The following is a 26138-nucleotide window of genomic DNA, read 5'->3' on the forward strand; positions in this document are numbered from 1 at the left end:
AATGTAGTTAACAATAAAAAACCCTAAACACTATGATGAAAGTGTGAAGATAACGTAAAGTAATACTGTTGTAAGTATCCCGCAGAAGGCAAAACGCCAGCGCCAAAACTCGATCTCCTGTAGTAACACACTGAATTTGGCCACAAGCAGAGGATATACCCCAGCCTGTGCGGCCGGGGGCATCGGAGGCGAACTAAATATGCTTATTGAAGAAGACGTCTAACTTTTGCATGGCCTGGTCAACGTATTTAGGAACCCAATATGTTTCGATATGAGTAGCGCCATCGATCAGGAACAGTTCCTTATCCTGCGTACCGGTCGCTTTCGCGAACGCATCTTCAGTCATATAGAGCGTATCCGCTTTTGAACCGGCAATCATCAGCAGCGGTTTATTGATGAGATTGATATGGTCCGTCACGTCAAAGCTCATCAAATCCAACAGGCTGCTGGTGGTGTATTTAAACGTTGAGTTCGGGTGGGCATGGGTTTTCCAGTAGTACTCGTAGCCCTGTCGATAGAGGGCAAAAGGTAATTTAGCGATCTGTTCATCCGTCAGATTTGCATCGCCGGAGTAAAGCACTTCGCCTCCGGCAGCTTCCTGAGCACGGGCGTCAGAAGCCTGCTGAAGCCGCTGCTGGATAGTATCCAGCTGTGAATTCTGAAAACCATTGCGGCGTACAAGCCCTGAATTAAACATGCTGATGGTTGCAATCGATTTGAATCGTTTATCCGTCTCGGCGGCAGCCAGTGAATACCCGCCACCTCCGCAAATACCCAGCAGACCGAGGCGGGCGGTATCGACCCCAGGATATTGGCTGATGTAATCCGCCATACCGTGGATATCCTCAATACGATTTGCCGGTTTATCCACGCTACGAGGCATCCCGCCGCTAGCGCCCTGATAAGCCGCGTCGGCGGTAATCGTGATGTACCCCTGCTCAGCGAGACGTTGGGCATACAAACCCGCGACCTGCTCTTTTACGCCGCCATTAGGGTGTGCGACCACCACCGCAGGGTATTTTTGGGCGGGATCGTAGTGAGCTGGCGTATAGACATTCGCAGCAATCTGGATGCCGTGCAGATCGTATTTCACCGGATGAATGTTGACCTTACCTTTGATATTTTCAGTAATGGCACCGTCATAAACGAGGGTGAACGGATTTTTCTTGTAATCAGCCGCCTTGACTGAGGTCACTCCGGCGACAGCCGTCAGCAGCATGGCGCTTATAAGCATCAATTTCATGGTCTCTCCCGATGAGTATCAGCCTGGTTATCCAGGCTCGCGGAATTCAATTTGCAGCCTCAGGTTAGGGAGAAAGGGCTGTCAGCAGCGTGACCGAGGAATAACATTTTTGTCAGGAAGCGGACCGGGATGAGAACCTGTTCCTGACAGCGCTGTCAGGTAAGCGTCAGCTTTATGTTGGCTATCAAGGCGCAGAATGGTCTCGGTTAGATGAGATTCATGTTCAATTTTCCGAGCAAAGGAGCGATCGATGAAACGCCAAAACGCCTCAACACGACCAGAGCGACGTAAGCGATTAGTCGCCAGGGCGAGCATTGCCGCCGCCTCGCTGATTCCCCATGTATCGGCAACAAATAAAGACCCTATGCGACAAAATAGAGCGGCGGCCGGCGTATCGCTGACCGCGCTTACCCGCTCACTGGCAACCCTGACTATCCAGGGGCAACGTCTGCCGGATGCCGGACAGATCTATTCAGATATTGAAGCACCGTTGAAAAGCTTAGAGGAAGTCCCGTTATGCGTCTGTTGTTAGTCGAAGATGAAGAAAAAACGTCAACCTATCTCAGCCGTGCGCTGGGTGAGTCCGGATTTACGGTCGATATCTCTGCCGATGGCGCTGAGGGCCTTCATTACGCGCTGGAGTTTGACTACGACGCCATCATCCTGGATGTGATGCTGCCGGGGATGGATGGCTACCGGGTACTCGAGGGGGTACGAGCCGTCAAACAGACGCCGGTGCTGATGCTCTCTGCACGGGGATCGGTCGACGAACGGGTCAAAGGACTTCGCCTTGGCGCTGATGATTATCTCCCCAAGCCCTTTTCACTTATTGAGCTGGTGGCGCGTATTCAGGCCCTGGTGCGGCGCCGCTCTGTGGACGGTGCAGACATCACCCAGCTGCACATTCACGATCTGCATCTCGACTTACTGGCTCGCCGGGTATTTCGCGCCGGAACGCGACTGGAACTGACCGCAAAAGAGTTTTCCCTGCTGAGCCTTCTCTCCCGCCATCAGGGAGAAATTCTGTCCAAGATGATGATTGCTGAGCAGGTATGGGACATGAATTTTGACAGCGATGCCAACGTGGTTGAAGTCGCCATTAAACGTCTGCGCGCCAAAGTGGATGCCCCGTTCGACATCAAGCTACTTCATACCGTTCGTGGTATGGGGTACGTCCTTGAAGTCCGCGCTGAATAAATGAAGGGGATAAGCATGCTTAAGCGCTCCATCTCAGTCCACCTGGCGCTGATGTTCGCCCTATCCGCGCTGCTGATCGTGTCCGTTATCGGTATCCTGCTAAGAAGCTCTCTGCATGACTCTCTGCAAAAGCAGATGCACAACGAGCTGTTATTCCGGGAATCATTGATGAGTCCATGGATCACCGCGCGGACCTCGGCTGACGGCTGGTCGACGCTTACCAGTAAATTTACCCTGTTAACCAATTCTGAAGGTGAGCGCGTTCGCTACTGGATAGTGAGCGACGATCCGCGCTTTAGTATAGGGGGAACGCCGCCGCTGGGAGTCCAGTGGTCTGCTTTACGGGAGGGGTTTAATCAAGTGCCCGGCGCAGCGGAAGGGGCATGTTCACTGTTCCTGTTAGTGAAAACCATCCCCGCCAACGGTGAAAGGCCTGAGCTGCGCTACGTGGTTGCCATCGACTCCACGCCGTATATGGGCACACTGAATGCCTTCACGCGTACGCTGCTGATTATTGCCGCGCTGGGCGTAGCGATCGTCGCCCTGCTGGGATACGTCGTTTCAAGGATTGGTCTGCGTCCGGTGGGAATGCTCAGTAAACAGGCACAACATCTCGCCCCGGTGGACCATGGCCAACGCCTGGATACCCGCGCATTGCCCGAAGAACTACAGCAGTTAGCCTCATCGTTTAACGGCGTATTAGCGCGTCAGGAGGTCGCCTGGCGACAGCTTGAAAGCTTTAACGCCGATGTTGCCCATGAGCTCCGCACACCGCTGACCAACCTGATTGGTCAGACGCAGCTGGGTCTCTCGCGCCGACGCTCGCCTGATGAACTGGAAGAGTTGCTGGGTTCAAATCTCGAGGAGCTGGAGCGCATGACGTCAATTGTGAACGACATGCTGTTCCTGTCCCACGCTCACGCAGGTGAACATGCTTCCCAGCTTACCCGGGTCTCCCTGCGAGAAGAAACCCTGAAAACCGCGGAGTATGTTGAGCCCTCCTTTGCTGAAAAACAGCTTTCTCTGGATGTTGAGGGCGATGTCAGCGCGCACATCGACCGGCGGCTGTTCCACCGCTCACTGGCCAATTTACTGGAAAACAGCGCCCGGCATTCGCCATCGAACAGTGCGGTCACCGTGCGACTCAGCGAAAAGGATAATCAAGCCTGTGTTGAAGTTTCAAACCCAGGCGATCCGATAGCACCGGAGCATTTACATCGGCTTTTTGAACGGTTTTATCGTGTCGACACCTCCCGAGCCAGGAGTGATACCCATCATGGGCTGGGGCTGTCGATCGTGCGTGCCGTCGCCATTATGCACCGGGGAGATGTCTTTGCCCGTAGTGAAGGTGGCATCAATACATTTGGACTGACGTTTGCTAAACAACCCGACGCTATCCGAACAGAGAGACTGATTTCAGAGACAACATCGGGACGTCCGCACGCTAAGCCCTCTGACGAAATTGTCAGAGGGCCGTCAGTCTGATGTCAGGTTGCCTGCGCCAGAATCACCGCTAAGACTAACCACTGCTGATGGAAGGAATGAAACAGTGAGAATAAACAAGGTATTTAGCGGGTTTCTGGCGATAATTTTCACGGGGCTTCTGGGACAGCCCGCGTCCGCATCAGAGAATTCATCTGCTCAGTCCCGCACGCTGATTATCTACTTTTCACAACCCGAGGAGATGAAACCTGATGCCGTGGATGGTTTTTCCGGGGCCAGCGTATTACAAAAAAATGCCCCAGAGACCGGCAGCACGCAGTTTATTGCGCAGCTGGTGCAGAAACAGACTCACGGCGATTTGTTTCGCATTGAAACAACCACCGCCTACCCTCGCCAGCATGACGCGCTGTTACGCGTTGCCGAAAAGGAGCAGCAAACTAAAGCCAGGCCCGCGCTAAAAACGCCGCTCCCCGCACTCAGCGATTACGACACCATTTACGTCGGCTACCCCATCTGGTGGTACACCATGCCCATGGTGATTTATAGCCTTTTTGAGCAAAATGATTTTGCCGGTAAAACGGTCATTCCCTTTACCACCCATGGAGGCAGCCGGTTAGCCGACTCCCTGCGAGAAATTGCCCGCATGCAGCCCCAGGCCAAATTAGTCACTCGCGCGCTCTCGATCTCACGCAACGATATTGCAGATCCTGACGTACCCACGCAAGTTGAGCAATGGGTCAAACAAGTCCAGCCACCGCGTTAAGCCATCGACATGAAGAAAATTTATATTTTCCAGGTCATGCAGGATACGCTCATGACGTTACTTCTGCTGGTGCTGATGGGGTTTCACCTTCAGGGTGAAATCATTCATGAATGGGCGGGTATTATTTTTACGCTGCTCATCATTTTGCATTTATATCTTAACAGGCGGCGCTTGTGGTTATTGTCGATGAAAATTCCGTTATCGATGCGGATAGTTAACAGAGCCATTAATGTGGTGACATTCGTTGTTATTCTGACCGCGATTGTCTCTGGCATGATGCTGTCCCGACATATCCTTCTGGACCTGCCGTTCCACAACCCGGCAAGCTGGGTCAGAAAAATACACATGACGTCGGTCCACTGGGGAATGCTCATTCTGGCACTGCATATTGGGCTGCACTGGAAAATGCTGGCAACGTTTTTCTGCCGGATCCTGAACATCTCCGACGACTCACGCTTTGCCAATGTCATTATGCCGGGGATTTTTTCGATTATTGCGTTACTGGGGTTGTACTGGCTTCTGAATCAGAACTATCTCGACTATTTGCTGATGAAGGTGGATTTCTCCTTTTTCGACTACGACGAATCTACCCTTCTGTTTTATTTGCGCTACCTGGCCATTATTGTTTTATTTGCATTAATGACACGGTTTTTGCTTTGGTGCTTTATTTTCAGGAAGTATAAAGCGGTGTCACCCTAATAGAGCTTAACTGACATCATTGTCAGGGGGGCGTCAGCCTGACGACATGCCACCCTGATTACAATCATTGCAGACCATCCCCCTCATCGTAGATAAGGACGCTTTGCATGATCGGACATTTACGTTACCTCGGGCTGTTATTGCCCCTCTTCACTTTTTCATCCTCGGCAGCGGCACAACATTCCGCTGTCCATATCGCCCCCGCCGGGAGCCAGATCGCGGTATATGGGCCAGCGGAGAACTTTACCGGTCGCGTTCGGGTCGATCCCCTGTTCAAGGCGGATAACGACATCCGGGTTTCCGCGGCTTATGTCACCTTTGAACCTGGTGCCCGCTCCGCCTGGCATACGCATCCGGCAGGTCAGCGGCTGATCGTGACCTCTGGCGTCGGGCTCACCCAGCAAGAAGGCCAGCCGGTGCAGGTCATCCGCACTGGCGATGTTGTCTCTTGTCCGGCGGGCGTCAAACACTGGCACGGAGCTGCCCCCGGCAGTGCAATGACGCATCTGGCGATAACCGGGATTGTGGATGGCAAAAGCGTTAACTGGATGGAGAAAGTGACAGATGAACAATACCACGCCCATTAAGGCATTAACGGCAGCGCTACTGCTGACCTTTGGTTTTGCTCTCACCGCAAATGCTGCCCCCGTCAATACAGGAGCCTCAGAAATGAACCAGCAACAAACCGTTTCAGATACGCTGTCAGCTCGCCAGCAGGCCATCCCGTTGATCGCGGCATCGATGGCCAGCAGTCAGATGGAGAAGCTGAATACGGCCCTGAATCAGGGACTTGACGCTGGGCTCACGGTAAACGAAGCCAAAGAGATTCTCGTCCAGCTTTATGCCTATACGGGCTTCCCCCGTAGCCTGAATGCGCTCAGTGAACTGATGAAGGTCGTCGACGCACGCAAACAACGTGGTATTGAAGACGTTGAGGGCAAAGAACCGGTCGCCACCATCCCAGTCGGGGATGAACTTCGCCGGGTCGGTACCGCAAACCAGACCAAAATCTCAGGCGCTCCCGTCCAGGGGCCGCTGTTTGATTTTGCGCCGGTCATTAATCAATTTCTGCAAACGCATCTGTTCGGCGATATTTTCGCCCGCGATAACCTCGACTGGCAGAGCCGCGAGCTGGCAACGGTTGGCGCATTAGCGGCCACTCCGGGCGTCGAAGCCCAGCTGTTATCGCATACGCGAGCCAGCATGCGGGTCGGCCTGACGGCAGCGCAGCTGCGCCAGCTGGCGCAGGTTCTGCGTGAATATGGCGAAAATGATGCGGCTATGCGAGCTGAAAAGGCGCTGCAACAGGCGCTCGCCAACCATTAGGAGTTGATTATGGAGCATGATCCCACCCGCAGAATGTTGCTTACCGCGCTTGCCGGGCTGACGCTGGCGAACGTCTCGCGGTCATCAGCAGCCACCGGAAATGCAAATGTACAGGGTAAAAGTCGAATTCTGGTGGCGTACTTTTCCCGCAGCGGTAACACACGGGTGATTGCCGGCGTCATTCATCGCAGCCTGAACACCGATCTGTTGGCAATCGAACCGGCAACGCCATATCCGGAAGACTATTTCCAGACCGTTGAACAAGCAAAACATGAGCGTGAGCGGGGAGTCAAACCCGCCTTAAAAAATAGCGTCGCAGATATCTCACGCTATGAGACTGTGTACGTAGGCTTTCCCATCTGGGGGACCAGCGTCCCCCCCGTCGTGCAAACGTTTCTCAGCAGCCATAACCTTGCGGGGAAATTACTCATCCCCTTCATTACTCACGGCGGCTACGGTAAAGGAGACAGCGACGACATCCTTGCCAGTCTGGCGCCCACCGCGCGCCGGGAAAAACCGCTGGTCATTGAATGCGACCAGGAGCGCAGAACCACAGAAACGGTCAACCGCTGGTTAGAAACCATCCGCGGCTAATCGTCCGCATTCATGAAGCTGCCAAATAAGGGCAATCAAGGCTGCTAAATAATTAACGCAGACAACTCAGATATGATTGAACGGTAAACATAACAGAGGATGTAATCTTGAAGACGATTTTAAAAACGCTGGCCATCTGCGTCATGGCGGGTGGCCTGGTGGCTCAGTCGGTATATGCCGAGCCATTGGTCATTCAGGAACAAGGAAGCTTTTCTGCCGGTGGCACCCTCATCACTGCCCCGGGAACCTTCGACGCGAAAAAACCGCTGGATTCTGCTGGTCAAACTTATCATGGCGATCATGCGTCCGTGTTCTACCAAATCCCGGTGAATCCGCATAAATACTCTATTGTCATGCTGCACGGTGCAGGTCAGTTTTCCCGTACCTGGGAAAGCACCCCGGATGGTCGTGAAGGGTTCCAGAACATCTTCCTGCGCCGCGGATTCTCAACCTGGCTTGTCGATCAACCGCGTCGGGGCAGCGCCGGGCGCACGACTGTAGAAGGTACGGTAACGCCAAAACCGGATGAGCAGATGTGGTTTAATCAGTTCCGCGTCGGCGTGTGGCCGGAGTATTTTAAAGGCGTCCAGTTCTCACACGATAAAGAAGCCCTGAATCAGTATTTCCGTCAGATGACCCCCAATACCGGGCCGTTTGATATCAACGTTATCTCCGATGCGATGTCCGCTGTCGTGGATAAATCCGGCCCGGCGATCCTCTTCACCCACTCTCAGGGTGGCGGACCGGGCTGGTACACGGCGATGAAAAACGACAAGGTCAAAGCCATTGTTGCCTTCGAGCCTGGCAGCAGCTTTGTCTTCCCGGAGCAAGAACTCCCTGCCCCGATGCCAAGCGCATTCGACACGCTGAAGGGTGAGCCTGTGCCGCTGAAACAGTTTATGGCGCTGACTAAAATCCCGATTCTGATTATTTACGGCGATAACATCCCGGAGAAACCCGTCGCCATGCCGGCACAGGACTGCTGGCGCGTTCGTCTGGCGATGGCTCGCGAGTGGCGTGACGCGGTGAACAAGCATGGCGGGGATGTCACGGTAACGCATCTGCCTGAGATAGGTATCAAAGGTAATACCCACTTCCCGTTCTCTGATTTAAATAATGTGCAGATTGCTGATTTGGTGAGTCAGTTCCTGAAGGAAAAAGATCTGCAGTAGAAAGAAGTTGTATTGGGCCTTTATTCATGAAGGCTCAATACAAACATCAGAATGAAAAATGGACGACTTTTGGCGGAAAGGTGTTGAACGTGGCGGTCAGCTTTGAGCGAGGAGCTGACTTGCAGATGGTAATTGCACAGCAAATGAGACGTGGGATGATGGCTCCGATGCCCGGCGCTGCCTGCATCTCATCCGCCCAGTTCAGCAATAGCCAACTCAGCAATTTCAACCTGGACTGATATACGATCATTGCATTCGAGCGACCATATCGCTGAGAGCCCGCACCATGCAATTATCCACTGCAGAAGTCGCTCTCTGTTTATTCCCGCTATCTCAGTAACGATCGCAAGTCGCTGTTTAAAAATACTCGGTACTCTTGCAACATAATGCTCAGGATGACCAAGATCCGGATTGGTGAAAATATTAGCAAAGTCGAATCCTCGTTCGCCGAGTAGCCCTTTGGGATCGATGGCCAGCCAACCAGATGATGCGAAATCCAGCACGTTATCGTGATGCAAGTCACCATGTAATACCACGACATCTTGCGCAGAGGAGAGCAGTTGCTGAGCGATCTCGGCGCAATGTGCCAGAATACCTCCATGCTCAAGGGCTGCGGGTTCTAGCGAAGAAAACCAGCGATGTAGCGGTGTAAGTTGTGGCCAGGGTTTATCTGACTTGCTGTGAAGCCTGTTCGCAGTTGCACACAAAATGCGACAGGCTTCCTTGTCTTGACCATTTTTGGACATCGTAGACAGTGATGCAATTCCTGTAGCGCGAGCGAGCAAAATAGCCTCTTTTTCATAAGCCATAACCTGGGCTGCGCCGTTACCTTCCCACCATGCCATCAGTGCGTTTCCGGTTTGCTCATCCGCATCATCAGTCACTTTCAACATAGCTTTAATACCATGCGTTGCTGTTTTTACCGGGAGCAACGTTGATGTATGAGTGATAAATATCTCCCCATCCGGAATAAGTGACCAACGATTTAACCAAAAACTCAACTTATCTGTATCCATAGCGATTCCTTTAAAATCCTTATTACCACCGAGCGGACTGAGGCATACAACCGAACTATTTTAACCTATGACTCCAGATACTCCCTGAAATTGTCCCAGGGATGGAGAACGTCCGCATCTGGTACAAAGCAGGTATCCAGGCAATCTGCCGTATCAGAGTGAGTCGCTCACGCTATATTTATCGCTGCCTGAGTCGCGCAAACCGGTCTTGCGGAATGTCCGCCGTCAGGATGGAGACAAACTGTTAAGGCATAATGGAAACGCTGGCGGATAATCCTGCCACGAGTTCAATTCCCTCCGGTATCTTATCTAACTGGATACGTACAGGTACTCGCTGCGCCAGTCGCACCCAGCTGAAGGTGGGATTGACATCCGGCAGCCCAAGCCCGCCCGTCTGGTCATTACTATCATCGATCCCCCGGCCAATACTCTCCACATGCCCCGTGATGTGCGGGTCGAACCCCATCAGCGAAATTTGTGCGGCGTTCCCGATACGAATATGACGCAGTTTGGTCTCTTCAAAATAGCCCACCACCCAGAAACTGCGGGCATCGACAACGGCGACCTTTGTCTCTCCCACGGTGGCGTAGTCGCCCGGGCGAAGCCGAAGATGCGTGACGTAGCCGGCAACCGGAGCGCGCACGGTAGCATGAGATAAATTAAGCTGCGCCAGTTCCAGCGCCGCCAGCGCCCCCTGATAATTGGCCGCCGCAACGCGTGCTGCGCTGCCTGTTTGCTGGATGTCCTCGCCGGAGATGACCCCTTTGATTAGCGCACGTCGCCTGGCCGCATCCTGGCGCATCAGCATCTCATGACGTTTTGCTTCAAGGTCGGCCTGCGCGCTGAGCACGGCCAGCTTCAGCCAGCGCGGGTCGATAGCATAAAGCACGTCTCCCTGGTTAACCCACTGATTATCGCGGACAGCCACGCTGCTCACCGGCCCGGAAACATCCGGCGCAATCTGCACCACATCTGCCCTAACCCGTCCATCGCGAGTCCAGGGCGTCTGCGCATACTGTTTCCAGAAAATAAACGCCACGAAAGTCGCCACCGCCACTGCGATTAACGTCAGCGCGTAACGACCCAGCAAAGAGAGTAAAGGTTTCATGCGAATAACCCCGGTGTGGTCAGGCCCTGCAAAAGCAGGAAAAAGGTCAGAATATAGGTTGAGACATCAAGCAACGGGCGCAAGGGTAAACGCCGGTAAAGCCTGCTGAAAGAGAAAAGCGGCACGAGTAACAGCGTACAGACCAGAGCGATGAGCGCGGTCAGCAGTAGTCCGGGGATAAAAACACCCCCGATATTGATGTCATTTATCATGGGTGAGTTCCTTGTTCTGTGTCCGTAACGCGCAGTGCAGATCAACCAGCCTGTCGACAAACTGGCTTGATTGTTCATCTGTCGCGGGCAAGCAGAGAGCGGCCATTGCGGCAACGCGCTCGCGTAAGGCTTCGGTTTCCGTTGTGCGGGTAAGATGATAAAGCACCTCGTTGATATCACTGCCTGCGGGCGTATCGCCACGGCGCAGGCGCATCACACAGAGGCCAATGCGCAGAAAGTGTACCAGGCGTTCAAGCGCCCGTGCGGATGACTGCCCGCTGCGCGGCAAGCGTGGCAGCAACAGGGCTGCCCGGTCGATCATCAGATTGGTCCAGTGCGTTTCATCGCCTTTAAACACCCCGTTCACGCTGCGGTGAATATCGCGTTGGCAAAGTTTTAGCAGACGGTTTATCGCCGCGTCCGCCTGCACGGTTTGCAGCAGACTCATGCCGATAACCGCAAAGCCGGTCGCGAAAAACAGGGCGATAGCGGTGTTGACCGCGTCGGCGAAGTCGCCGCTGTAGTGTGCGCCCAGCTCGCACAGCACAGGCAGCGTCAGGGTGATCCCCATCGCCATAAAGGTCGTGGGCGGCCGCGCCTGCAGTGACCCGGCAAACAGATAGACTGGAGCAAGCACCGCCACCAGCACCGGGAAATCGCTGAGCGGAGGAAGCAGCGCGAAGCTATAGATAAGGCTTATCAATACGCCCCAGACGGAGCCGATAATGTATTTAACAATATGCGGGGCCGGCGTATCGAAACCGCCAAACAGCGTGCAGCAAACCCCAAGAATCGAGACCGCCGTGCCGCCATCGGGCCAGGCGGAGTAAATCCATAACAGACAGCCGCCCAGAATGATGACAAAAGCGCCCAGCGCCGTTCGGGCTGCACTCAGGGGATCGCGATGGAAAACATACCCTTTCGCCGCATGATCTTCCGCCTGCATGGGGGCGGGTCTGGCGTGGTGGATGGCATCCGAAAGACGCTCACACTGTTGCAGGAGGGTAATCAACTCAACAAGATAGCGTAACAAATTTACCCGCAGCGCATCCTCAAACGTCAGCGCCTGCGCAGCGTGCCGCTGTGCTAACTGCGCGCTGCGTTGTTGTAGCGCATCGGCTGAGTTTCTGCGTTTCCCGGTATCGTCGCAGGTCAGCCAGGCCTGAACATCATCCAGCAACCTCTGCATATCGGCGGGCATCTCCGCGATCGCCTGTAACCGATCGCACAATTCGCCGTTCACAATGACTAACCGCGCCAGCCTGTCATGGAGCGATTTCCTGGCCTGACGGACCGGAACCGAAAGGGCAAAATCATACGGAATATGGTGGCTGATGCCCTGCAGGAACTGTAGCGCCAGCGCCAGATGCAGAGGCTCTGACCGCGCGTTGGACTTGCCTGCAAGGGTGTCGGCAAGCCGCTGACGCGCGGCCTGCAGCGTCTGCGCTAATTTGCTGTTGAACAGCCCTGATATCCGGGTAGGCAAAATGTAGCGGTGAATCAGCGCGGCGCAGACGATGCCGATGGTGATCTCCTGAACCCGAATGATGGCAATGTTAAACACCGTGCCAGGGTCAGAGACGGCGGGAAAACCAATCAGACTTGCGGTGTAGCCGGCCAGTACAAAGGCATAGGCGCGGGGCGTGCGTTCAAGCAGGGATAAATAGAGGCAGAAGATGATCCAACCTGTCAGAATCACGCTGCATAAAATCGGCATATTCACAAACGTGGGCACAATCAACACCGTGGCCCCCGCGCCGGCCACGGTCCCTGCCAGGCGATACAGGCTCCTGCTCAAGGACGCGCCCACCGAGGTTTGTGAAACGATATAGACGGTGATGATGGCCCATGAGGGTCGTTCAAGGCCAATCGCCAGGGCAATGTAATACGCGAGCATCGCTGCGGCAAAACTCCTGGCGGAATAGAGCAGCGCATGGGAGTCGCTCAGCAGTGCGGGAGAGGCTATACGGCCTGACCAACGGCTTATCGCGTGCAAAACGCGGCGGTGATGGAGAGTTAATTTGCTCATGCCGGGAATTATTCCCGCTTTGCGCCTGCCCTTAAATACTCTATTCTGTCAAAAAATACCTAAATATTGCCAATAAGATGCCGTCCAGACTTGCCCATACCCTGTTTGATCCCGATAGCACGCCGAGCCCTGCCGTCGCACGGCATATTGATTTCGTTGATTATGCGGCAGAAGTGCCGGTTCATACCCACCGCAAGGGGCAACTGATTATTGCCCTGTATGGGGCAGTGATTTGTCGCGCGGAAAACGATATCTGGATAGTGCCGCCAGATTGCGCGGTGTGGATCCCCGGTGGGATCCCCCATAGCGCCAAAGCCACCTGGAATGCGCATCTCAACTATTTATTTATTGAACCCGGCGCCGCCGCACTGCCGGAGAAATGCTGCACGCTGGCGATTTCTCCGCTGATAAAAGCGTTAGTTGACCGCTTAACGAATGAGGACGTTGATTACGCAGCGCAGAGCCATGTCGGCAGGTTGACCAGAGTGACGCTTGATGAACTGGCCGCCATGCCGCAGCAGAAACTGAGTCTGCCGGTTTCGGCACACCCGAAGATCCGCGCCATGGCGGATGCGCTGGTCAGCCACCCTGAGGATCGCAGTACCTTTAAAGCCTGGGCGAAACGGCTGGCGCTCAGCGAGCGTTCATTAGCACGCCTGATGCTGCGCGAAACCGGGCTGACCTTCGGGCGCTGGCGTCAGCAACTGCATTTGATTATTGCCCTTCGGGAGCTGGCAAGTGGAGTATCGGTGCAAAACGTCGCGGCTAATCTGGGGTATGAGTCGGTAAACGCGTTTATTACCATGTTCCGAAAAACGATGGGTAGCACTCCCGCGCACTATTTTGCCGGTCGAAGAACGACAGATGCCTGAATGACGCACAGAGTGGATACGAAGTAAGGTGCTAAATGTCCGCATCGGGGATAACGCAGTCACGGCAACGGCCAGGGACTGCTTTGAGCGAAGAGCAGAAGCTGACACCTTTGCCTAAACTGATCCCACGACAGTAGACAAATCCAACCCTCAGGACGAGGGCTGTTTGAAGGCCCGGGTTGTGTGGATCAGTTTTCTGATGCGCTACTTTTTCAGTGAACTAAAACAAGAGTACCGCTGGCAGCAGCGCGGTACTCTTGTTTTAGCGTAGGTCGCCTCTCTGTTTAGATGCAGCTTATGACGTCAGCCGATAGTGCGACTGTACCAGACCCGATGGGAAGCTGCGGCTTGATAACAGAGTCAAATCTATATCCCTACTCAGGGATCCGAACAACGGTTTTCCCGAACCGAGCAGGACAGGAACGGTCGTGATAACGATATCGGCGACCAGACCTTCGCGCAGGAACGACTGTATTACCTGCCCGCCATCTATATAGACGCGATGTGCGTTCTGCTCCGTCAGGTCAGCAAGCACCTCCCTTGGCGTACGGCATGAGAACTGTACTTTGGCCTTCAACGCCTCGGGCACGGAGGTACCGGTTAGCTGTCGCGAGAGAACCAGCACGGGTCGATCATAAGGCCATTCGTCAAAGGTCAGCGCCTTTTCATAGCTGCCTCGCCCCATAACGATCCAATCTTTGTCCGCAATGAATGCTGCATAGCCATGATCTTCTGTAGGGTCATCGCGCTGCACCAGCCAGTCGATATCGCCATCCTGTCGGGCGATATAACCATCAAGACTGACAGCGATAAAAACATGTGTGGTGACCATCAAGTGCTCCGTATTCAGGTTGCATATATCCCATTGAGTTTAGCGATGTTAACGATATTGATATGTGTTCTGTGGAAAAACATAGCATGAGAGCAGCAATATCCCCTTTGTGGATTAAGACAAAAAAATCGCGTGGTGTTGAATCCAGGATGGAATGAAAATCAATAACCTGCTCCCAATTAAGTAATATATCACAATGTTATCAACGGCCGCTGCTGGCACTTAACTGACCGCTGCCCAGGACTTTTTTGAACGAGGAGCAAAAGTAAGAACATATTCGTCTGACTGGCTACACGGCAAACCAGCCCACAGCATTTGATAATCCAGGGAAGCCTTGGCATGGCGCAATCCACACGTGAGCAAATTACGCCATGCCTGCCACATATGCGCTGCTAAGCTTTTCTCTTGCTCTCGTGATTTGCCAGTTGCCGAATAAACTCTTCAGCCGTACAACCTTGTTGTAACGCTTCAAGCAACAACTGCTGCTGTGTTTTTGGCACCAGGCCACCCAGCGGCGGATCGGTATCAAGATTGGTCGGGAAGGAATAGCCTTCAGCGCTTGCTGCCACAACTGCCTGTAACTGCTCATCGTTTAATGGTTTATCCAGCAAAACGGGATAGATTGCTTCCATGACTTTGACGTGATTCACTTTTTCCATTGTTTTGCCAAATGCGGATGAGACCTGCAGCAAATTAGCCGTACGCACATGGTCCTGCGTCACGTTATTCCCCGCGGCATGGAACAGCGCCGGATTGAAGAACAACCCGTCGCCTTTTTTCAGTGGCAACTGAATGGCATGCTGCTGGAAAAATTCAATAAAACGCGGATCGCGCCATGCCAGGTATCCTTCAGCATATTGTTGCGACCACGGTAAAAGCTGCGTCGGTCCTGACTCTACCGGCATATCGCTGTGCGCGACCGCACCCTGAAGCGTCAGGTATTGCGACAGAATCTGCAGAGGCAGCGGGAAGCGGGCAACCACCTCATTAAGCTGGAATCCGAGATGGTAATCCCGATGCGGCTGTTGCGCTTTACCGCCAGGGCGGACCTGATTCACCTGGGCCGTGATTTCATAGCCGGGGCCAACCCAGGCTTCGCAAATCAGGGCCAGTAAAGGATTGCTGTAGTAGTCGACGAAGGCATCGGCATCACGCTCAGCGACTTTTTGTAGCGCGTTCCAGATACGTCCATTGCTACCGGCTTTGGCAAAGTGATCGCCACCGCCACCGTTTGCCGCTTCACTGACGAGGATATCGTCAAACACCTTATTGCTGCTGTCTATGGCTGAGACATCGCGGTACAAGCCCTGAACCACGAACACGCCTGGTCCGCCAGACAGTGCGTGATGCAGTTCGCCCAGCATGGTTTGACGATCGGCTCTGGCTGCTGCAAGCAGATCATCATGATGATAGATCGGTACGTTTTTATCGGCAGAACGCGCCAGCGGGAAATCGCCCTTACGCAAGGTTTGCGCGCATAGCGTGGCGAACTTATCGAGAGAAATATGGCTGTCATTTATATAGGGCGTATTCATTTTTACCTCACAGCGTCAGGGCATGTGGTGGCTGAAAACCGCCGTTGTCACCGCAACCGACCACGCTTTGATCGAAATCGATCACCGCGCCTGTCATCATTCCCGACTCCTCTGAAAGGAGAAATGCTACGCCACGCGCGACCTCGTCTGGCTTCAGCAATCGGCCAAAAGGCTGGGCCTGCTCAGCACTGGCAAGCCAGTTTTCTTCAGCATCATGATATTGCCGCTGGATGTCGTGTTCATGCGGCGTGTCCATCCAGCCAATGTTCAGGCCGTTTACTCTTATCCGGTTGCGCATAACGCTGAAGGCCACGTTTTTGGTCAGCGTGACCAGGGCGCCTTTCGATGCGGCGTAGGCGGTCAGGAAGCTCTGGCCACCGTGGGAAGTCATGGTAATGATATTAACAATGCTGCCTTCTACGCCCCTGGCAATCATCAGTTTGATCGCCGCCTGCATCAGAAAAAAAGGCGCGCGAGTGTTGACCGCCATGATGGCGTCAAATAATTCCGGAGAGGTATCAAGGATGGTGCCACGGTCCGACATGCCTGCACAGTTCACCAGTCCATGCAGCGTGCCAAACGCCGATTCTGCGGCGCCCACCACTTTTTTGCAGGCTTCAGGCGAACTGATATCCGCCTCGACGAATATCACTTCACATCCGCCATGGCTAAGGGTTTCTGCTTGTTCACGTCCGGCTTTCACGTTACGTCCGCAAATAACGATGCCTCGCGCCCCACGCTCTACCAGCAGACGGGTAACCGCTGCGCCGAGTCCCTGGGTTCCGCCGGTAACGACGAACACTTTGTTGTTAAAACCACTGCCATTAATCATGTCCATTTGTTGTCCTTTCTTATTGAGGAGAGATCGGGTTTGTTCGCTTGCTTACCCTGACCTTAGCAGCTACATTCGATTAACAATATGTACACATAACCTCAAAAAGACCTCAGTTTATGGCAAGGTCATTTTCCATCAAACAAATCGCAGCCCAGTCTGGCGTGAGTAAAGCTACGGTCGACAGGGCGTTGCACCAGCGCGGCAGTGTGAGTCCCCGTACAGCCCGACGCATTGCGCAGGCAATCAGCGATCTGGAATTACAACAGCGCACCAGCCTTGCAAGCGGCCGCACGTTGCCGATCGACCTGGTGATGCACACGCCGGAACGCTTCAGTTCACTGACGGTCGCGGCGCTGCTCAGCCAAATTAAAACCTTTTCACCGTTTCGCCTGACGCTACGCTGCCACATTTTTGAAGAAGTCACGCCTGAGGAGTTGCAACGTGAACTGCGCCGCTGCGGCAATGACAGCTACGGCGTGTTGCTTAAAGCCAGCGATCATCCGTTGCTTGAAAGCGCTATTGCGGAACTGGCGGAGCTTAATGTTCCGGTGGTCACGCTGGTCACTGACCTGCCGCACAGCAGACGTATCCGTTACGTGGGAATGGATAATGCCGGAGCAGGGCGAACAGCAGCATGGCTCCTGTCGCGATGGCTTTTGAAAGAAGCGCAAACGGTCGCAGTCGTGCTCAGTAGTAAGGATTTTCGCGGAGAAGAACAGCGCATGGCAGGCTTTATCCAGGCGCTAACCGATCGGGCACCGTATCTGAAGACCATCGCCGTCAGTGAAGGATATGGTATCGATACGCTGACTTTTACGCAGATGCGTAAAGCGCTGGAACAGGACCCTTCAATCCAGTCTGTTTACAGCGTAGGTGGGGGAAACAGCGCTATTCTACGGGCTTTTGCAGCGATGCAACGAGAGATAAAAGTCTTTATTGGCCACGATCTGGATGAGGAAAACCGCAGTCTGCTGGCTGCTGAAAAAATGGATGCGGTGATTGATCATGACCTGTGTGAAGACGCACGGTCAGCATTTAGCGCCATCCTGCGATTCCATGGTTTTTTGCCGGAAACAGAGAATGAAATAGCGCCCTCGCGTGTCATTGTGGTCACACCTTACAATATTTGAATTAACTTGTTGTTTATAAAGAAATAGATTGTATTTAGTCGATCATGCCAGACCGTTTTAACGTCCCCCAGTGCCGATGAGATTTCGAGAGCGCTTAAATGTGTACGAGTGACAACGTGCATGACAGCTGTGAAGGTCTGCTTTGAGCGAAAATCAGACGCTGGGCTAATTGTGTTTGACGCCTGGTAGCTGCAAAATCGAGTTCGCTGAGGGGGTACCTATTCAAACCTGAACACTTGTGCGATTTGCCGGGCCTGTATATTCTCATTTTAGGCCCGTGCTGCCTGCCGCTCGCTTCCTGTATGGAAATGGTGAAAGCATGTTTGTCCTCAACCTCAATGATTTAACCACTCTTGACGGTCGGGATTGGTAATGCGGGCACCATTGTTTCCTGACGACAGGAGAAATTATGTTATCAATCGAGCAAGCCAAGCAAATGGCTGCGAAGTTAAAAAGCTCTCTCGAAATGCGCGGTCATAAAATTTCTTATTCCGCCGCACTCGAAACTGTTTCACAACAGCTGGGCTACAAGGACTGGAACACAGCATCGGCTGCGTTGCTCCCACCAGTTGTTCCTCAGCCTCAAATTCATTTCATCAAGACTATACCTATCTTACGAATGTTCGATGAGCGAAAAGCGCGAGAGTTCTATCTCGAGTTTCTGTCATTCAGCGTTGAATTTGAACACCGGTTCGAGCCCAACTTACCTTTGTATCTGGGCATTGCTCGAGATGGTTTGCAGTTGCACCTCTCTGAACATCACGGTGACGCCAGCCCGGGGGCAACGATATTTATACCTGTGCAGAATATCGAGTTGTTTAGAGACCAACTACACGCAAAACAATATGGCTATGGTCGCCCGGAAATAGTGAAGCAGGACTGGGGAGATATTCTGGAAGTCTACGACCCATTTGGAAACCGGCTCCGGTTCTGTCAAAGCTGATTTATTTTTCCCGATACGGAGGGTATTGCCATAGGCAATACCCCTTTTTCATACGCACGCAATGTCCGCTTCTGGCACACAGCAGCCGTTCTGACCGAAACTCGTCATTAGAAGGGAGTTATGCGCAAATTTTGTTGACGATGGTGAAGTGACTGGCAAACGGTCGCTATGTTTTGCGAGATGATAAAACCCATCAGGGATGGCTGGAGCCGTATTGTGCGCTGTCACACTGTGAAGTTAAAACCGCGTGACGCCAGCCGTCCATTGAAAACCCGTCACCTCGGGGGATTTGACGGTGTGATATCAGCTTTAAATCTGCGCCATACCGCCGTCAACAAACAGCTCTATGGCATTGATAAAACTGGCGGCATCAGACGCCAGAAACGCAACGGCTTTGCCGACTTCCGCTGGCTCACCAATCCGGCCCAACGGAACCTGCGCTGCCAGTGCATCAAACAGGCCCTGACGCTCTTCCTCGGCAACCAGCCCCCCTAATCCAGGGGTTTTGACCGGACCCGGACTCACGACATTCACCCGAATACCACGCCCCTGCAAGTCCAGCGCCCATGAGCGAGCAAAGTTTCTCACTGCGGCTTTACTGGCACTATACACGCTAAAGTTAGCCGTCCCTTTTACCGAAACGGTGGAAGCGGTGAGGATAATGGATGAACCGGCACCAAGCAGTGGCAGTGCTTTCTGGACGGTGAATAATACTCCGCGAACATTAGTCCCGAAAATCCGGTCAAAATGTTCTTCGGTTATGGCACCCAGCGCCAGCATATCTCCGCCACCAGCGTTAGCAAACAAAATGTCCAGACGCCCCGACTCTTCTGCAATCTGCGCGTAAACCTTATCCAGATCGTCAAGACGGGAGACATCGGCCCGCATCCCCTTAGCAGACGTGCCGATCAACGCGATGGCCGCATCCAGTTCCTGCTGACGACGTCCGGTGATGTAGACTTTTGCCCCCTGCGCAGCCAGTTCCTGCGCACTGGCAAGACCGATTCCTGTGCTGCCGCCCGTGACCAGGGCAATTTTGTCTGAAAGTGGTTTACTCATTATTCATATCCTCGACGTTGTTTCGAATTGGCCGTCATTCAGCCTGTGAACACACTCTAGCCGCAGAGAAATTATTGATAAATTAGTAAAAATAGAAAACACTCTTTCTACAGGTGCATAATCAGATGTCACACGGAGAAACAGAACGTGGATCAGTTAATGGCTATGCGTGCGTTTACACGGGTAGTGGAAACCGGCAATTTTACGCGGGCAGCGGATTCACTGAATCTGCCAAATGCCACATTAAGTAAACTGGTTAAATCACTGGAGGCCCATCTCGGCGTGCGTCTTTTACATCGCACAACCCGGCGCGTCGTCACAACGCCAGAGGGTCAGGACTATTATGAAAAAGCCTCTCGGGTGCTAATTGATATTGAGGAGATAGACACTTCGTTTAGCGCCTCGCAGAGCAGACCTAAAGGGTATCTGCGTATTGATGTCGGCGGCTCTACCGCACGTGAAGTCCTGATCCCGGCGTTACCGGATTTTTTGCAGCGCTATCCGGAAATCAAAATCGATTTAGGCGTGTCCGATAGGCCGGTGGATCTTATTAGCGGAAATGTGGACTGTGTAATCCGTGGTGGCTCTCTCGATGACTCATCGTTGATCGCCCGTCATATTGGTGATGCCCCGATGGTGACCTGCGCTACGCCGGGATACCTGAAAGCCGCTGGCGTACCTGCGTATCCGGATGAATTAAGAAATGGACATAAGCTGGTGAGCTATTTGTCTCCGCTGACGGGCAGAGCCTTTCCTTTTCGCTTTATCGTAGAAGGTGAAATGCGGGAGATGAAGACGCAGCATCACATCGGGGTTAACGAAAGTAATGCGCATTTGGCTGCCGCCGTGGCCGGAATGGGAATTATCCAGACCTTTTGTTATGCGGCGAAAGATGAACTGAACAACGGCACACTTGTTGAGATCCTACAGGCATGGCGTCCCGCGAGTTATCCTTTTTATGTCGTCTATCCGCAGAACAGGCACATGACGCACCGGTTACGAGTGTTTATTGACTGGCTAACTGAGGTATTCCCAGCGGCACTGTGCGATTACCGATAAACATACCTCTGACGATCCAGATGGGTGCAAAAGATACACCAATTGCTCTTCTATTGTGCCCTTCTCTAATGCCCGCCCTCGGCGGTCATCCGCTATGAACGAACAACGGACCTTTGTCATTCTGTCGTAAAATTCGCCGCGCGATCGGGTTAAGCAATACCTCTTTCTGAGGGTTGTCATGAAAAGTCTTGCACGTTTGGTTTTCTAAAGGACCAGCAGACTGCCGGTCCAATGGCGGGATTATTTCAGTTCCAGCGCTCTTATCACCCCGGCAATATCAGCAATATCACCCACCGACAGCGGCTGAAGTGGTCGAGGCAAACAATCCGTATCCGTCAGCCCAAGCACGCCTGCGGCTGCAGCAATAACCCGGAGACTTCCTCTATGTTTACGGAAAAGAGCCCACAGAGGCTCAAGGCGGGTTGTCAAGGTCGTGACGCGCTCACGATCGTTCGCCGCCGCGGCTTCCGTGATTTGTTTCGCCGTCACCGGGAACAAACCGCCGCACACGGAGTACCAGACTTCACAGCCGGCGTTTAATCCCAGCCCGGCATAAGCATCTCCACTAATACCGATTGTTACACCAGGACGCAGATGTTGACGTAACGCATCCACCCGCTCAGCCGCTGCAGCCGGGTTATCCGGGACGCCAGGGATCTTAACCGAATGGATACCCTCCAGCGAGGAGAGAAGGCCATGCAGTTCATCCGTAAAGGTAAAATGCGTGGTGCCTGGATTATCATAGATGCACACCGGTACAGACACGTGCCGGGTAACGGTCTCAAAGAGTGCGAAGACTTCTTCGTCACGGAGCGACTGGTAGCTAACCGCCGGTAGCAGCAAGGCATCTGCGCCTGCGGCTTGCGCATCGTCTGACAGATGCAGGATGGCATCCGTGCTGACAGCACCCACACATACCATGACGGGGATCTCTCCGGCATGCTGTTTTGCCAGAGTCGCGATGCGCCGGCGTTGCTCTCGGGTCAGATACGCATAGCTACCGGTTGACCCGAGGATACCCATAGAATCAACCCGAGCTTCTGTAAGGCGGGAAAGAATATGACTGAAACCCTTTTCGTCCACGCCGCTGGCGGTGATTGGTGTTATTGGGAACGCAGACAAACCGGTAAACATAGTGTTTCTCCTGAATGATATTACTGGCGTTGCTCTTCGATGAGAGCCACATCAAACCACAGACCTGGCATCATTTTTTCAAGACCATCAGTCAGCATTTTTCCGGCGTCGTGAAGCTTTTCCAGCGGCATCTGCGGCAGACTTTCCAGAATAAACCACATTTGTTGAGCTTCCGCGCTTAAGCGGGTTCGGATCCCCTGTCGCCAGTTCCAGCGGCGACAGGTTACGCCTGCGTCATCGCGCCAGATAATTTCGTTTTGTGAAGGATATTCAACGGCGGTTTCCCCCTCTTTTACCGTATCAAAAGGCTCAGTGCCTTCTGCCATAACCAGACGTGGCGACCCCTGATAGGCAGCAATGTTTTCGCCACCAACCGGAATGGCGTAGCGGAGACTCACGGCGTTATAAAGATCAACGATGGGATCGAGTGCTGGCATCGTACCGTCACGTAATACGCGCTTACGTAATGCATCGGCTGAACAAGGGGTGCGTTTGGGTTTGGCGCCAAACTGTTGAAAAACCTCAGCCCATGCGGCCAGATGAGATTCCGCCCATTCAGGCTCACCGGCCAGAACCGCTTCACTTGCTTCTCGCAACGCCGTTTCTCCAGTATCAGGGTTCAGCACCGGGGCAGCTTTTACGTAGATACTGAGTGCCCGAAAACCGGGAGCAATACGATAAATTTCAGGGGCAATTGACGGAGATACTGTAAACACGTGATAATCCTGTAACGACCAATTTATTCCATAATAATGACCGATGACCAAAAAAGTCAATTTAATGACCGACGCAAATTCTATAGTCAGCACCGTGAATGAAGCCGTATCTCAGCGGATCAAGCTGTATCGTAAGCAAAAGAAAATATCACTCGATGAACTGTCCCGTCGGGCGGGCGTCAGCAAGGGGGCGCTGGTTGAGATTGAGGGGTGCCGGGCGAATCCCAGCATTGCCCTGCTATGCCGCCTGGCTGCCGCAATGGGAGTTTCGGTGGCTGACTTTGTGGATGTCAGTTCAAAACCAACGGTTCATCTCATTGCTGAAGATGAGATCCCAGAATTGTGGGAAGGTGAAAAAGGCGGGAGAGCAAGGTTGCTCGCAGGATCTGGTGGCCCTGATATGACAGAGCTCTGGATGTGGGAAATGCAGCCGGGGGAGAAGTTTGCTTCACCCGGGCACACGGAAGGGACGCTTGAATTGTTTTATGTTCAGACGGGCTCGCTGACACTTGGCGTACAGGACCACTTGTATCTGGTGAAGACCGGGTGTTCGGCAACGGCCAGAACGGACGTTCCTCATTTCTATGAAAACCGGGGGGAGAGCCCATTGATTTTCATCATGACAGTACATGAAAAAGCATCCTGAGTGTTTCCCGTTTAACCAGTAAGGCTTGTCTCATCACCAGTCAGTCCAGAAGGAAACGTTCAGTGAATAATCAGCATCTGAGTTTTACCAAAGATAATTTTACTGTAACAACCGATCCCGCTTTTTTTCAGCTGGAAGCCATTCACGATTACCTCTCGCAATCGTCCTGGGCTCCGGGTATTGATGTCGAAACGGTCAGGTTATCCGTCCAGAACAGCCTTTGTTTTGCGCTTCTGGATGGAACAAGACAAATCGGCTTCGCCCGTCTGGTCACAGACTATGCCACTTTTGGTTATCTGTGCGACGTCTACGTGCTGAACGATTATCAGAAAAGTGGTCTTGGCCGGTGGCTGATTGAATGCTGTCACGCCCATCCGGTGCTGTCACGTCTGCGACGGATAATGCTGGTAACCGACAGTGCGCCCTGGCTATACCAGAAGTTGGGGTATAACCCGTTGAACCGGCAAGATTTTGTCTGGCAGATCAATCGACCAGACATTTATCGTAAACACGGGCAACAATAAGAATACGTAGCCGGCAATAGCTGAACGAACATTACGAGCGCCACTTTCAGCACAAAGCCGACCCTCTTATCCTCTCAAAATTAATGAGCAAATCTAATAAACCCTAGCGAATTACCCCATCTAATCGAATAAATCCGTTTGCGTTATGCTTTTCCCACACAACAGCTGAAGGATAACGTCATGCAAACTGTAAAACTGAACAACGGTATTGAAATGCCCCTGCTGGGCTTTGGTGTGTTTCAGATGTCTGATGCCGCTGAATGCGAAAGAGCCGTTATTGATGCCATCGATACGGGATACCGCCTGATCGATACCGCCGCGTCTTACCAGAATGAAACCCAGGTCGGGAATGCGCTGAAACAGACCGGTATCGCACGTCACGAACTCTTTGTCACAACCAAACTGTGGCTGCAGGATACCCACTACGAAGGCGCTAAAGCACAGTTCGAACGTTCCCTGAATCGGCTGCAACTTGACTACGTTGACCTGTACCTGATTCATCAGCCTTACGGTGATGTCCATGGGGCCTGGCGGGCCATGGAGGAATTGCAACAGGCCGGCAAAATTCGCGCCATTGGCGTCAGCAACTTCCATCCTGACCGACTGGCCGACCTTATCGCCTTCAACCACGTTGTCCCGGCGGTAAACCAGATTGAAGTTAACCCCTTCAACCAGCAGCTGCAGGCCGTTCCATGGAATCAAAGCCGTGGCATTCAGCCGGAAGCCTGGGCACCGTTTGCAGAAGGTAAAAATGGCCTGTTCCAGCATCCGGTGTTAACGGCGATTGGTCAGAAGTACGGCAAAAGCGTGGGCCAGGTTGTACTGCGGTGGATCTTCCAGCGAGGCATCGTTTCACTGGCCAAATCGGTGCGAAAAGAGCGCATGGAAGAGAACATCAACATTCTCGATTTTGAACTCAGTGGTGAAGATATGCTGCAGATTGCCGCCCTCGACACCGCCACCAGCGCCTTCTTCTCTCACCGCGATCCGGCGATGGTGGAATGGCTGACCGGTCGCAAACTTGATGTTTAAGGCGCAATAAGAAGAGGTATTCATTCAATGCAAAAACGTTATCTGGGTCAATCCGGACTCGAAGTCTCCGCCCCTGGACTCGGTTGCATGGGCTTAAGCCACGGCTACGGCCCGGCGACCGATACCCGTCAGGCTATCGAGCTCATTCGCGCAGCGGTTGAACGTGGCGTCACGTTCTTTGATACCGCCGAAGTGTATGGCCCATATCTTAATGAAGAGGTTGTCGGTGAAGCCTTAAAACCGTTTCGTGATCGTGTGGTCATCGCCACCAAATTTGGTTTTACCTTCGGTGCGGACAACAAGCAGCAGATTTTAAACAGCCGCCCGGCGCATATCCGTGAAGCGGTTGAAGGATCATTACGCCGTCTTAAGACGGATGTCATTGATCTGCTGTATCAACACCGTGTCGACCCGGATGTCCCCATTGAAGATGTTGCGGGAACGGTGAAAGACCTGATAGCGGAAGGCAAAGTCAAACATTTCGGTTTGTCCGAAGCGGGCGCGCAAACTATCCGTCGTGCGCATGCGGTACAACCGGTCACGGCCCTGCAAAGTGAGTACTCCATGTGGTGGCGCGAACCTGAGCAGGAGATCCTGCCGTTGCTGGAGGAACTGGGTATTGGTTTTGTGCCCTTTAGCCCATTAGGCAAAGGCTTCCTGACGGGATCGATTAAGCCTGGAACCACTTTCGGTAAGGATGATTACCGCAGTACCGTGCCGCGCTTCGCCGAACAAGCCATTGAAGCCAATGAAAAGCTGGTTTCGTTGTTGGGTGAACTGGCAGCCGACAAAGGCGTCACATCTGCGCAAATCGCACTGGCATGGCTGCTGGCACAAAAACCGTGGATTGTTCCCATCCCGGGCACCACCAAACTACACCGGCTGGAGGAAAACCTCGGCGCTGCCAACATCGTTCTTTCACCGGATGACTTGCGGCAGATAACCCAGGCGCTGGAAACGATTAAAATCGTCGGCGAGCGTTACTCTCCTGAGCACCAGGCTCGCGTAGGCCGTTAATC

General features: G+C 53.2%; 28 protein-coding genes. 17 read left to right on the forward strand and 11 right to left on the reverse strand.

All coding sequences use genetic code 11. The features are described from left to right. Positions 1-193: 193 nt before the first annotated feature. Positions 194-1243, reverse strand: a complete 1050-nt coding sequence (locus Q1L34_RS14930; RefSeq protein WP_015584502.1) for an alpha/beta hydrolase — start codon at positions 1241-1243, stop codon at positions 194-196. A gap of 250 nt (positions 1244-1493) precedes the next feature. On the opposite strand from Q1L34_RS14930, the gene Q1L34_RS14935 reads away from it, so the two are divergent. The 9 genes from Q1L34_RS14935 to Q1L34_RS14975 all read left to right on the forward strand — a co-directional run bounded on the left by Q1L34_RS14935 (position 1494) and on the right by Q1L34_RS14975 (position 8437). Then, on the forward strand, positions 1494-1775 hold the full coding sequence (locus tag Q1L34_RS14935; protein WP_233445818.1) for a hypothetical protein: 282 nt from the start codon (positions 1494-1496) through the stop codon (positions 1773-1775). Further along, entirely contained in the window at positions 1760-2440 is a 681-nt protein-coding gene (locus Q1L34_RS14940) for a heavy metal response regulator transcription factor (RefSeq protein ID WP_015584504.1), read from the forward strand. Before Q1L34_RS14935 ends, Q1L34_RS14940 begins: the two co-directional genes overlap by 16 nt. Before the next feature lie 15 nt (positions 2441-2455). After that, positions 2456-3925, forward strand: a complete 1470-nt coding sequence (locus tag Q1L34_RS14945; protein WP_015584505.1) for a heavy metal sensor histidine kinase — start codon at positions 2456-2458, stop codon at positions 3923-3925. Positions 3926-3989: 64 nt separating this feature from the next. After that, positions 3990-4646 carry a flavodoxin gene (locus Q1L34_RS14950; RefSeq protein WP_411830509.1) on the forward strand — a complete coding sequence of 219 codons (657 nt, stop codon included), beginning with the start codon at positions 3990-3992 and terminating at the stop codon, positions 4644-4646. A gap of 9 nt (positions 4647-4655) precedes the next feature. Beyond that, entirely contained in the window at positions 4656-5345 is a 690-nt protein-coding gene (locus Q1L34_RS14955) for a DUF4405 domain-containing protein (protein WP_015584507.1), read from the forward strand. A gap of 107 nt (positions 5346-5452) precedes the next feature. Continuing rightward, a complete protein-coding gene (locus Q1L34_RS14960; RefSeq protein ID WP_015584508.1) occupies positions 5453-5932 on the forward strand; it encodes a (R)-mandelonitrile lyase in 480 nt (159 codons plus the stop codon). Continuing rightward, positions 5910-6671 (forward strand): carboxymuconolactone decarboxylase family protein, encoded by a 762-nt coding sequence (locus Q1L34_RS14965; RefSeq protein WP_044023536.1) that lies wholly within the window; start codon positions 5910-5912, stop codon positions 6669-6671. Before Q1L34_RS14960 ends, Q1L34_RS14965 begins: the two co-directional genes overlap by 23 nt. Positions 6672-6680: 9 nt before the next feature. Continuing rightward, complete coding sequence (locus Q1L34_RS14970; protein WP_032717325.1) at positions 6681-7265, forward strand: flavodoxin; 585 nt, start codon at positions 6681-6683, stop codon at positions 7263-7265. A 107-nt stretch (positions 7266-7372) separates the two neighbouring features. Beyond that, positions 7373-8437 carry an alpha/beta hydrolase gene (locus Q1L34_RS14975; RefSeq protein WP_327204133.1) on the forward strand — a complete coding sequence of 355 codons (1065 nt, stop codon included), beginning with the start codon at positions 7373-7375 and terminating at the stop codon, positions 8435-8437. Positions 8438-8625: 188 nt separating this feature from the next. Here the strand turns inward: Q1L34_RS14975 and Q1L34_RS14980 are convergent, their stop codons facing one another. From Q1L34_RS14980 to Q1L34_RS14995, 4 genes are all read right to left on the reverse strand, one after another. Continuing rightward, the gene (locus Q1L34_RS14980; protein ID WP_032717323.1) at positions 8626-9453 is read right to left on the reverse strand and encodes an aminoglycoside phosphotransferase family protein; all 828 of its coding nucleotides are present in this window, start codon (positions 9451-9453) and stop codon (positions 8626-8628) included. 244 nt (positions 9454-9697) lie between these two features. After that, positions 9698-10561 (reverse strand): efflux RND transporter periplasmic adaptor subunit, encoded by an 864-nt coding sequence (locus Q1L34_RS14985; protein ID WP_128319154.1) that lies wholly within the window; start codon positions 10559-10561, stop codon positions 9698-9700. Then, positions 10558-10773 (reverse strand): DUF1656 domain-containing protein, encoded by a 216-nt coding sequence (locus Q1L34_RS14990; RefSeq protein ID WP_015584513.1) that lies wholly within the window; start codon positions 10771-10773, stop codon positions 10558-10560. Before Q1L34_RS14990 ends, Q1L34_RS14985 begins: the two co-directional genes overlap by 4 nt. After that, positions 10763-12802, reverse strand: a complete 2040-nt coding sequence (locus Q1L34_RS14995; protein ID WP_327204134.1) for an FUSC family protein — start codon at positions 12800-12802, stop codon at positions 10763-10765. Before Q1L34_RS14995 ends, Q1L34_RS14990 begins: the two co-directional genes overlap by 11 nt. Before the next feature lie 77 nt (positions 12803-12879). Between Q1L34_RS14995 and Q1L34_RS15000 the strand changes: the two genes are divergently transcribed. Next, on the forward strand, positions 12880-13674 hold the full coding sequence (locus Q1L34_RS15000; RefSeq protein WP_048757131.1) for an AraC family transcriptional regulator: 795 nt from the start codon (positions 12880-12882) through the stop codon (positions 13672-13674). 295 nt (positions 13675-13969) lie between these two features. On the opposite strand, the gene Q1L34_RS15005 is transcribed toward Q1L34_RS15000, so the two are convergent. From Q1L34_RS15005 to Q1L34_RS15015, 3 genes are all read right to left on the reverse strand, one after another. Next, entirely contained in the window at positions 13970-14506 is a 537-nt protein-coding gene (locus Q1L34_RS15005) for a dihydrofolate reductase family protein (RefSeq protein ID WP_015584516.1), read from the reverse strand. Positions 14507-14898: 392 nt separating this feature from the next. Next, complete coding sequence (locus Q1L34_RS15010) at positions 14899-16041, reverse strand: phytanoyl-CoA dioxygenase family protein (protein ID WP_097357644.1); 1143 nt, start codon at positions 16039-16041, stop codon at positions 14899-14901. A gap of 7 nt (positions 16042-16048) precedes the next feature. Beyond that, positions 16049-16879 carry an SDR family oxidoreductase gene (locus Q1L34_RS15015; RefSeq protein WP_015584518.1) on the reverse strand — a complete coding sequence of 277 codons (831 nt, stop codon included), beginning with the start codon at positions 16877-16879 and terminating at the stop codon, positions 16049-16051. Between the two features lie 113 nt (positions 16880-16992). Between Q1L34_RS15015 and Q1L34_RS15020 the strand changes: the two genes are divergently transcribed. Both Q1L34_RS15020 and Q1L34_RS15025 read left to right on the forward strand, forming a co-directional pair. Next, the gene (locus tag Q1L34_RS15020; RefSeq protein ID WP_099144058.1) at positions 16993-18006 is read left to right on the forward strand and encodes a LacI family DNA-binding transcriptional regulator; all 1014 of its coding nucleotides are present in this window, start codon (positions 16993-16995) and stop codon (positions 18004-18006) included. A 409-nt stretch (positions 18007-18415) separates the two neighbouring features. Further along, on the forward strand, positions 18416-18949 hold the full coding sequence (locus Q1L34_RS15025) for a glyoxalase superfamily protein (protein ID WP_032717318.1): 534 nt from the start codon (positions 18416-18418) through the stop codon (positions 18947-18949). Positions 18950-19258: 309 nt separating this feature from the next. Here Q1L34_RS15025 and Q1L34_RS15030 read toward each other — a convergent pair whose 3' ends face one another. Then, positions 19259-20008: an SDR family NAD(P)-dependent oxidoreductase gene (locus Q1L34_RS15030; protein ID WP_163980049.1), complete on the reverse strand. Its 750-nt coding sequence runs from the start codon at positions 20006-20008 to the stop codon at positions 19259-19261. 147 nt (positions 20009-20155) lie between these two features. Between Q1L34_RS15030 and Q1L34_RS15035 the strand changes: the two genes are divergently transcribed. Further along, on the forward strand, positions 20156-21067 hold the full coding sequence (locus Q1L34_RS15035) for a LysR family transcriptional regulator (RefSeq protein ID WP_044351748.1): 912 nt from the start codon (positions 20156-20158) through the stop codon (positions 21065-21067). A gap of 240 nt (positions 21068-21307) precedes the next feature. Here Q1L34_RS15035 and Q1L34_RS15040 read toward each other — a convergent pair whose 3' ends face one another. Continuing rightward, positions 21308-22201 carry a dihydrodipicolinate synthase family protein gene (locus tag Q1L34_RS15040; protein ID WP_015584523.1) on the reverse strand — a complete coding sequence of 298 codons (894 nt, stop codon included), beginning with the start codon at positions 22199-22201 and terminating at the stop codon, positions 21308-21310. Between the two features lie 20 nt (positions 22202-22221). Continuing rightward, complete coding sequence (locus tag Q1L34_RS15045; RefSeq protein ID WP_015584524.1) at positions 22222-22917, reverse strand: B3/B4 domain-containing protein; 696 nt, start codon at positions 22915-22917, stop codon at positions 22222-22224. Positions 22918-22960: 43 nt separating this feature from the next. On the opposite strand from Q1L34_RS15045, the gene Q1L34_RS15050 reads away from it, so the two are divergent. The 4 genes from Q1L34_RS15050 to Q1L34_RS15065 all read left to right on the forward strand — a co-directional run bounded on the left by Q1L34_RS15050 (position 22961) and on the right by Q1L34_RS15065 (position 26136). After that, on the forward strand, positions 22961-23563 hold the full coding sequence (locus Q1L34_RS15050; protein WP_015584525.1) for a helix-turn-helix domain-containing protein: 603 nt from the start codon (positions 22961-22963) through the stop codon (positions 23561-23563). 62 nt (positions 23564-23625) lie between these two features. After that, positions 23626-24087 (forward strand): GNAT family N-acetyltransferase, encoded by a 462-nt coding sequence (locus Q1L34_RS15055; protein ID WP_327204135.1) that lies wholly within the window; start codon positions 23626-23628, stop codon positions 24085-24087. A gap of 180 nt (positions 24088-24267) precedes the next feature. After that, a complete protein-coding gene (locus Q1L34_RS15060) occupies positions 24268-25119 on the forward strand; it encodes an aldo/keto reductase (RefSeq protein ID WP_015584527.1) in 852 nt (283 codons plus the stop codon). Between the two features lie 27 nt (positions 25120-25146). After that, positions 25147-26136, forward strand: a complete 990-nt coding sequence (locus tag Q1L34_RS15065) for an aldo/keto reductase (RefSeq protein WP_327204136.1) — start codon at positions 25147-25149, stop codon at positions 26134-26136. Positions 26137-26138 lie beyond the last annotated feature (2 nt).

The organism is Klebsiella ornithinolytica (assembly GCF_030505655.1).
GTDB classification, from domain to species: domain Bacteria; phylum Pseudomonadota; class Gammaproteobacteria; order Enterobacterales; family Enterobacteriaceae; genus Klebsiella; species Klebsiella ornithinolytica.

Coding starts and splice junctions, on each gene's coding strand:
- Q1L34_RS14940 (WP_015584504.1), top strand. CDS start 1,760: ATGCGTCTGTTGTTAGTCGAAGATGAAGAAAAAACGTCAACCTATCTC.
- Q1L34_RS15000 (WP_048757131.1), top strand. CDS start 12,880: ATGCCGTCCAGACTTGCCCATACCCTGTTTGATCCCGATAGCACGCCG.
- Q1L34_RS14930 (WP_015584502.1), bottom strand. CDS start 1,243: ATGAAATTGATGCTTATAAGCGCCATGCTGCTGACGGCTGTCGCCGGA.
- Q1L34_RS14965 (WP_044023536.1), top strand. CDS start 5,910: ATGAACAATACCACGCCCATTAAGGCATTAACGGCAGCGCTACTGCTG.
- Q1L34_RS15060 (WP_015584527.1), top strand. CDS start 24,268: ATGCAAACTGTAAAACTGAACAACGGTATTGAAATGCCCCTGCTGGGC.
- Q1L34_RS15005 (WP_015584516.1), bottom strand. CDS start 14,506: ATGGTCACCACACATGTTTTTATCGCTGTCAGTCTTGATGGTTATATC.
- Q1L34_RS14960 (WP_015584508.1), top strand. CDS start 5,453: ATGATCGGACATTTACGTTACCTCGGGCTGTTATTGCCCCTCTTCACT.
- Q1L34_RS15050 (WP_015584525.1), top strand. CDS start 22,961: ATGACCAAAAAAGTCAATTTAATGACCGACGCAAATTCTATAGTCAGC.
- Q1L34_RS14955 (WP_015584507.1), top strand. CDS start 4,656: ATGAAGAAAATTTATATTTTCCAGGTCATGCAGGATACGCTCATGACG.
- Q1L34_RS15030 (WP_163980049.1), bottom strand. CDS start 20,008: ATGAGTAAACCACTTTCAGACAAAATTGCCCTGGTCACGGGCGGCAGC.
- Q1L34_RS14945 (WP_015584505.1), top strand. CDS start 2,456: ATGCTTAAGCGCTCCATCTCAGTCCACCTGGCGCTGATGTTCGCCCTA.
- Q1L34_RS14970 (WP_032717325.1), top strand. CDS start 6,681: ATGGAGCATGATCCCACCCGCAGAATGTTGCTTACCGCGCTTGCCGGG.
- Q1L34_RS15020 (WP_099144058.1), top strand. CDS start 16,993: ATGGCAAGGTCATTTTCCATCAAACAAATCGCAGCCCAGTCTGGCGTG.
- Q1L34_RS15065 (WP_327204136.1), top strand. CDS start 25,147: ATGCAAAAACGTTATCTGGGTCAATCCGGACTCGAAGTCTCCGCCCCT.
- Q1L34_RS15015 (WP_015584518.1), bottom strand. CDS start 16,879: ATGGACATGATTAATGGCAGTGGTTTTAACAACAAAGTGTTCGTCGTT.
- Q1L34_RS14980 (WP_032717323.1), bottom strand. CDS start 9,453: ATGGATACAGATAAGTTGAGTTTTTGGTTAAATCGTTGGTCACTTATT.
- Q1L34_RS14995 (WP_327204134.1), bottom strand. CDS start 12,802: ATGAGCAAATTAACTCTCCATCACCGCCGCGTTTTGCACGCGATAAGC.
- Q1L34_RS15025 (WP_032717318.1), top strand. CDS start 18,416: ATGTTATCAATCGAGCAAGCCAAGCAAATGGCTGCGAAGTTAAAAAGC.
- Q1L34_RS14935 (WP_233445818.1), top strand. CDS start 1,494: ATGAAACGCCAAAACGCCTCAACACGACCAGAGCGACGTAAGCGATTA.
- Q1L34_RS15010 (WP_097357644.1), bottom strand. CDS start 16,041: ATGAATACGCCCTATATAAATGACAGCCATATTTCTCTCGATAAGTTC.
- Q1L34_RS14990 (WP_015584513.1), bottom strand. CDS start 10,773: ATGATAAATGACATCAATATCGGGGGTGTTTTTATCCCCGGACTACTG.
- Q1L34_RS14985 (WP_128319154.1), bottom strand. CDS start 10,561: ATGAAACCTTTACTCTCTTTGCTGGGTCGTTACGCGCTGACGTTAATC.
- Q1L34_RS15040 (WP_015584523.1), bottom strand. CDS start 22,201: ATGTTTACCGGTTTGTCTGCGTTCCCAATAACACCAATCACCGCCAGC.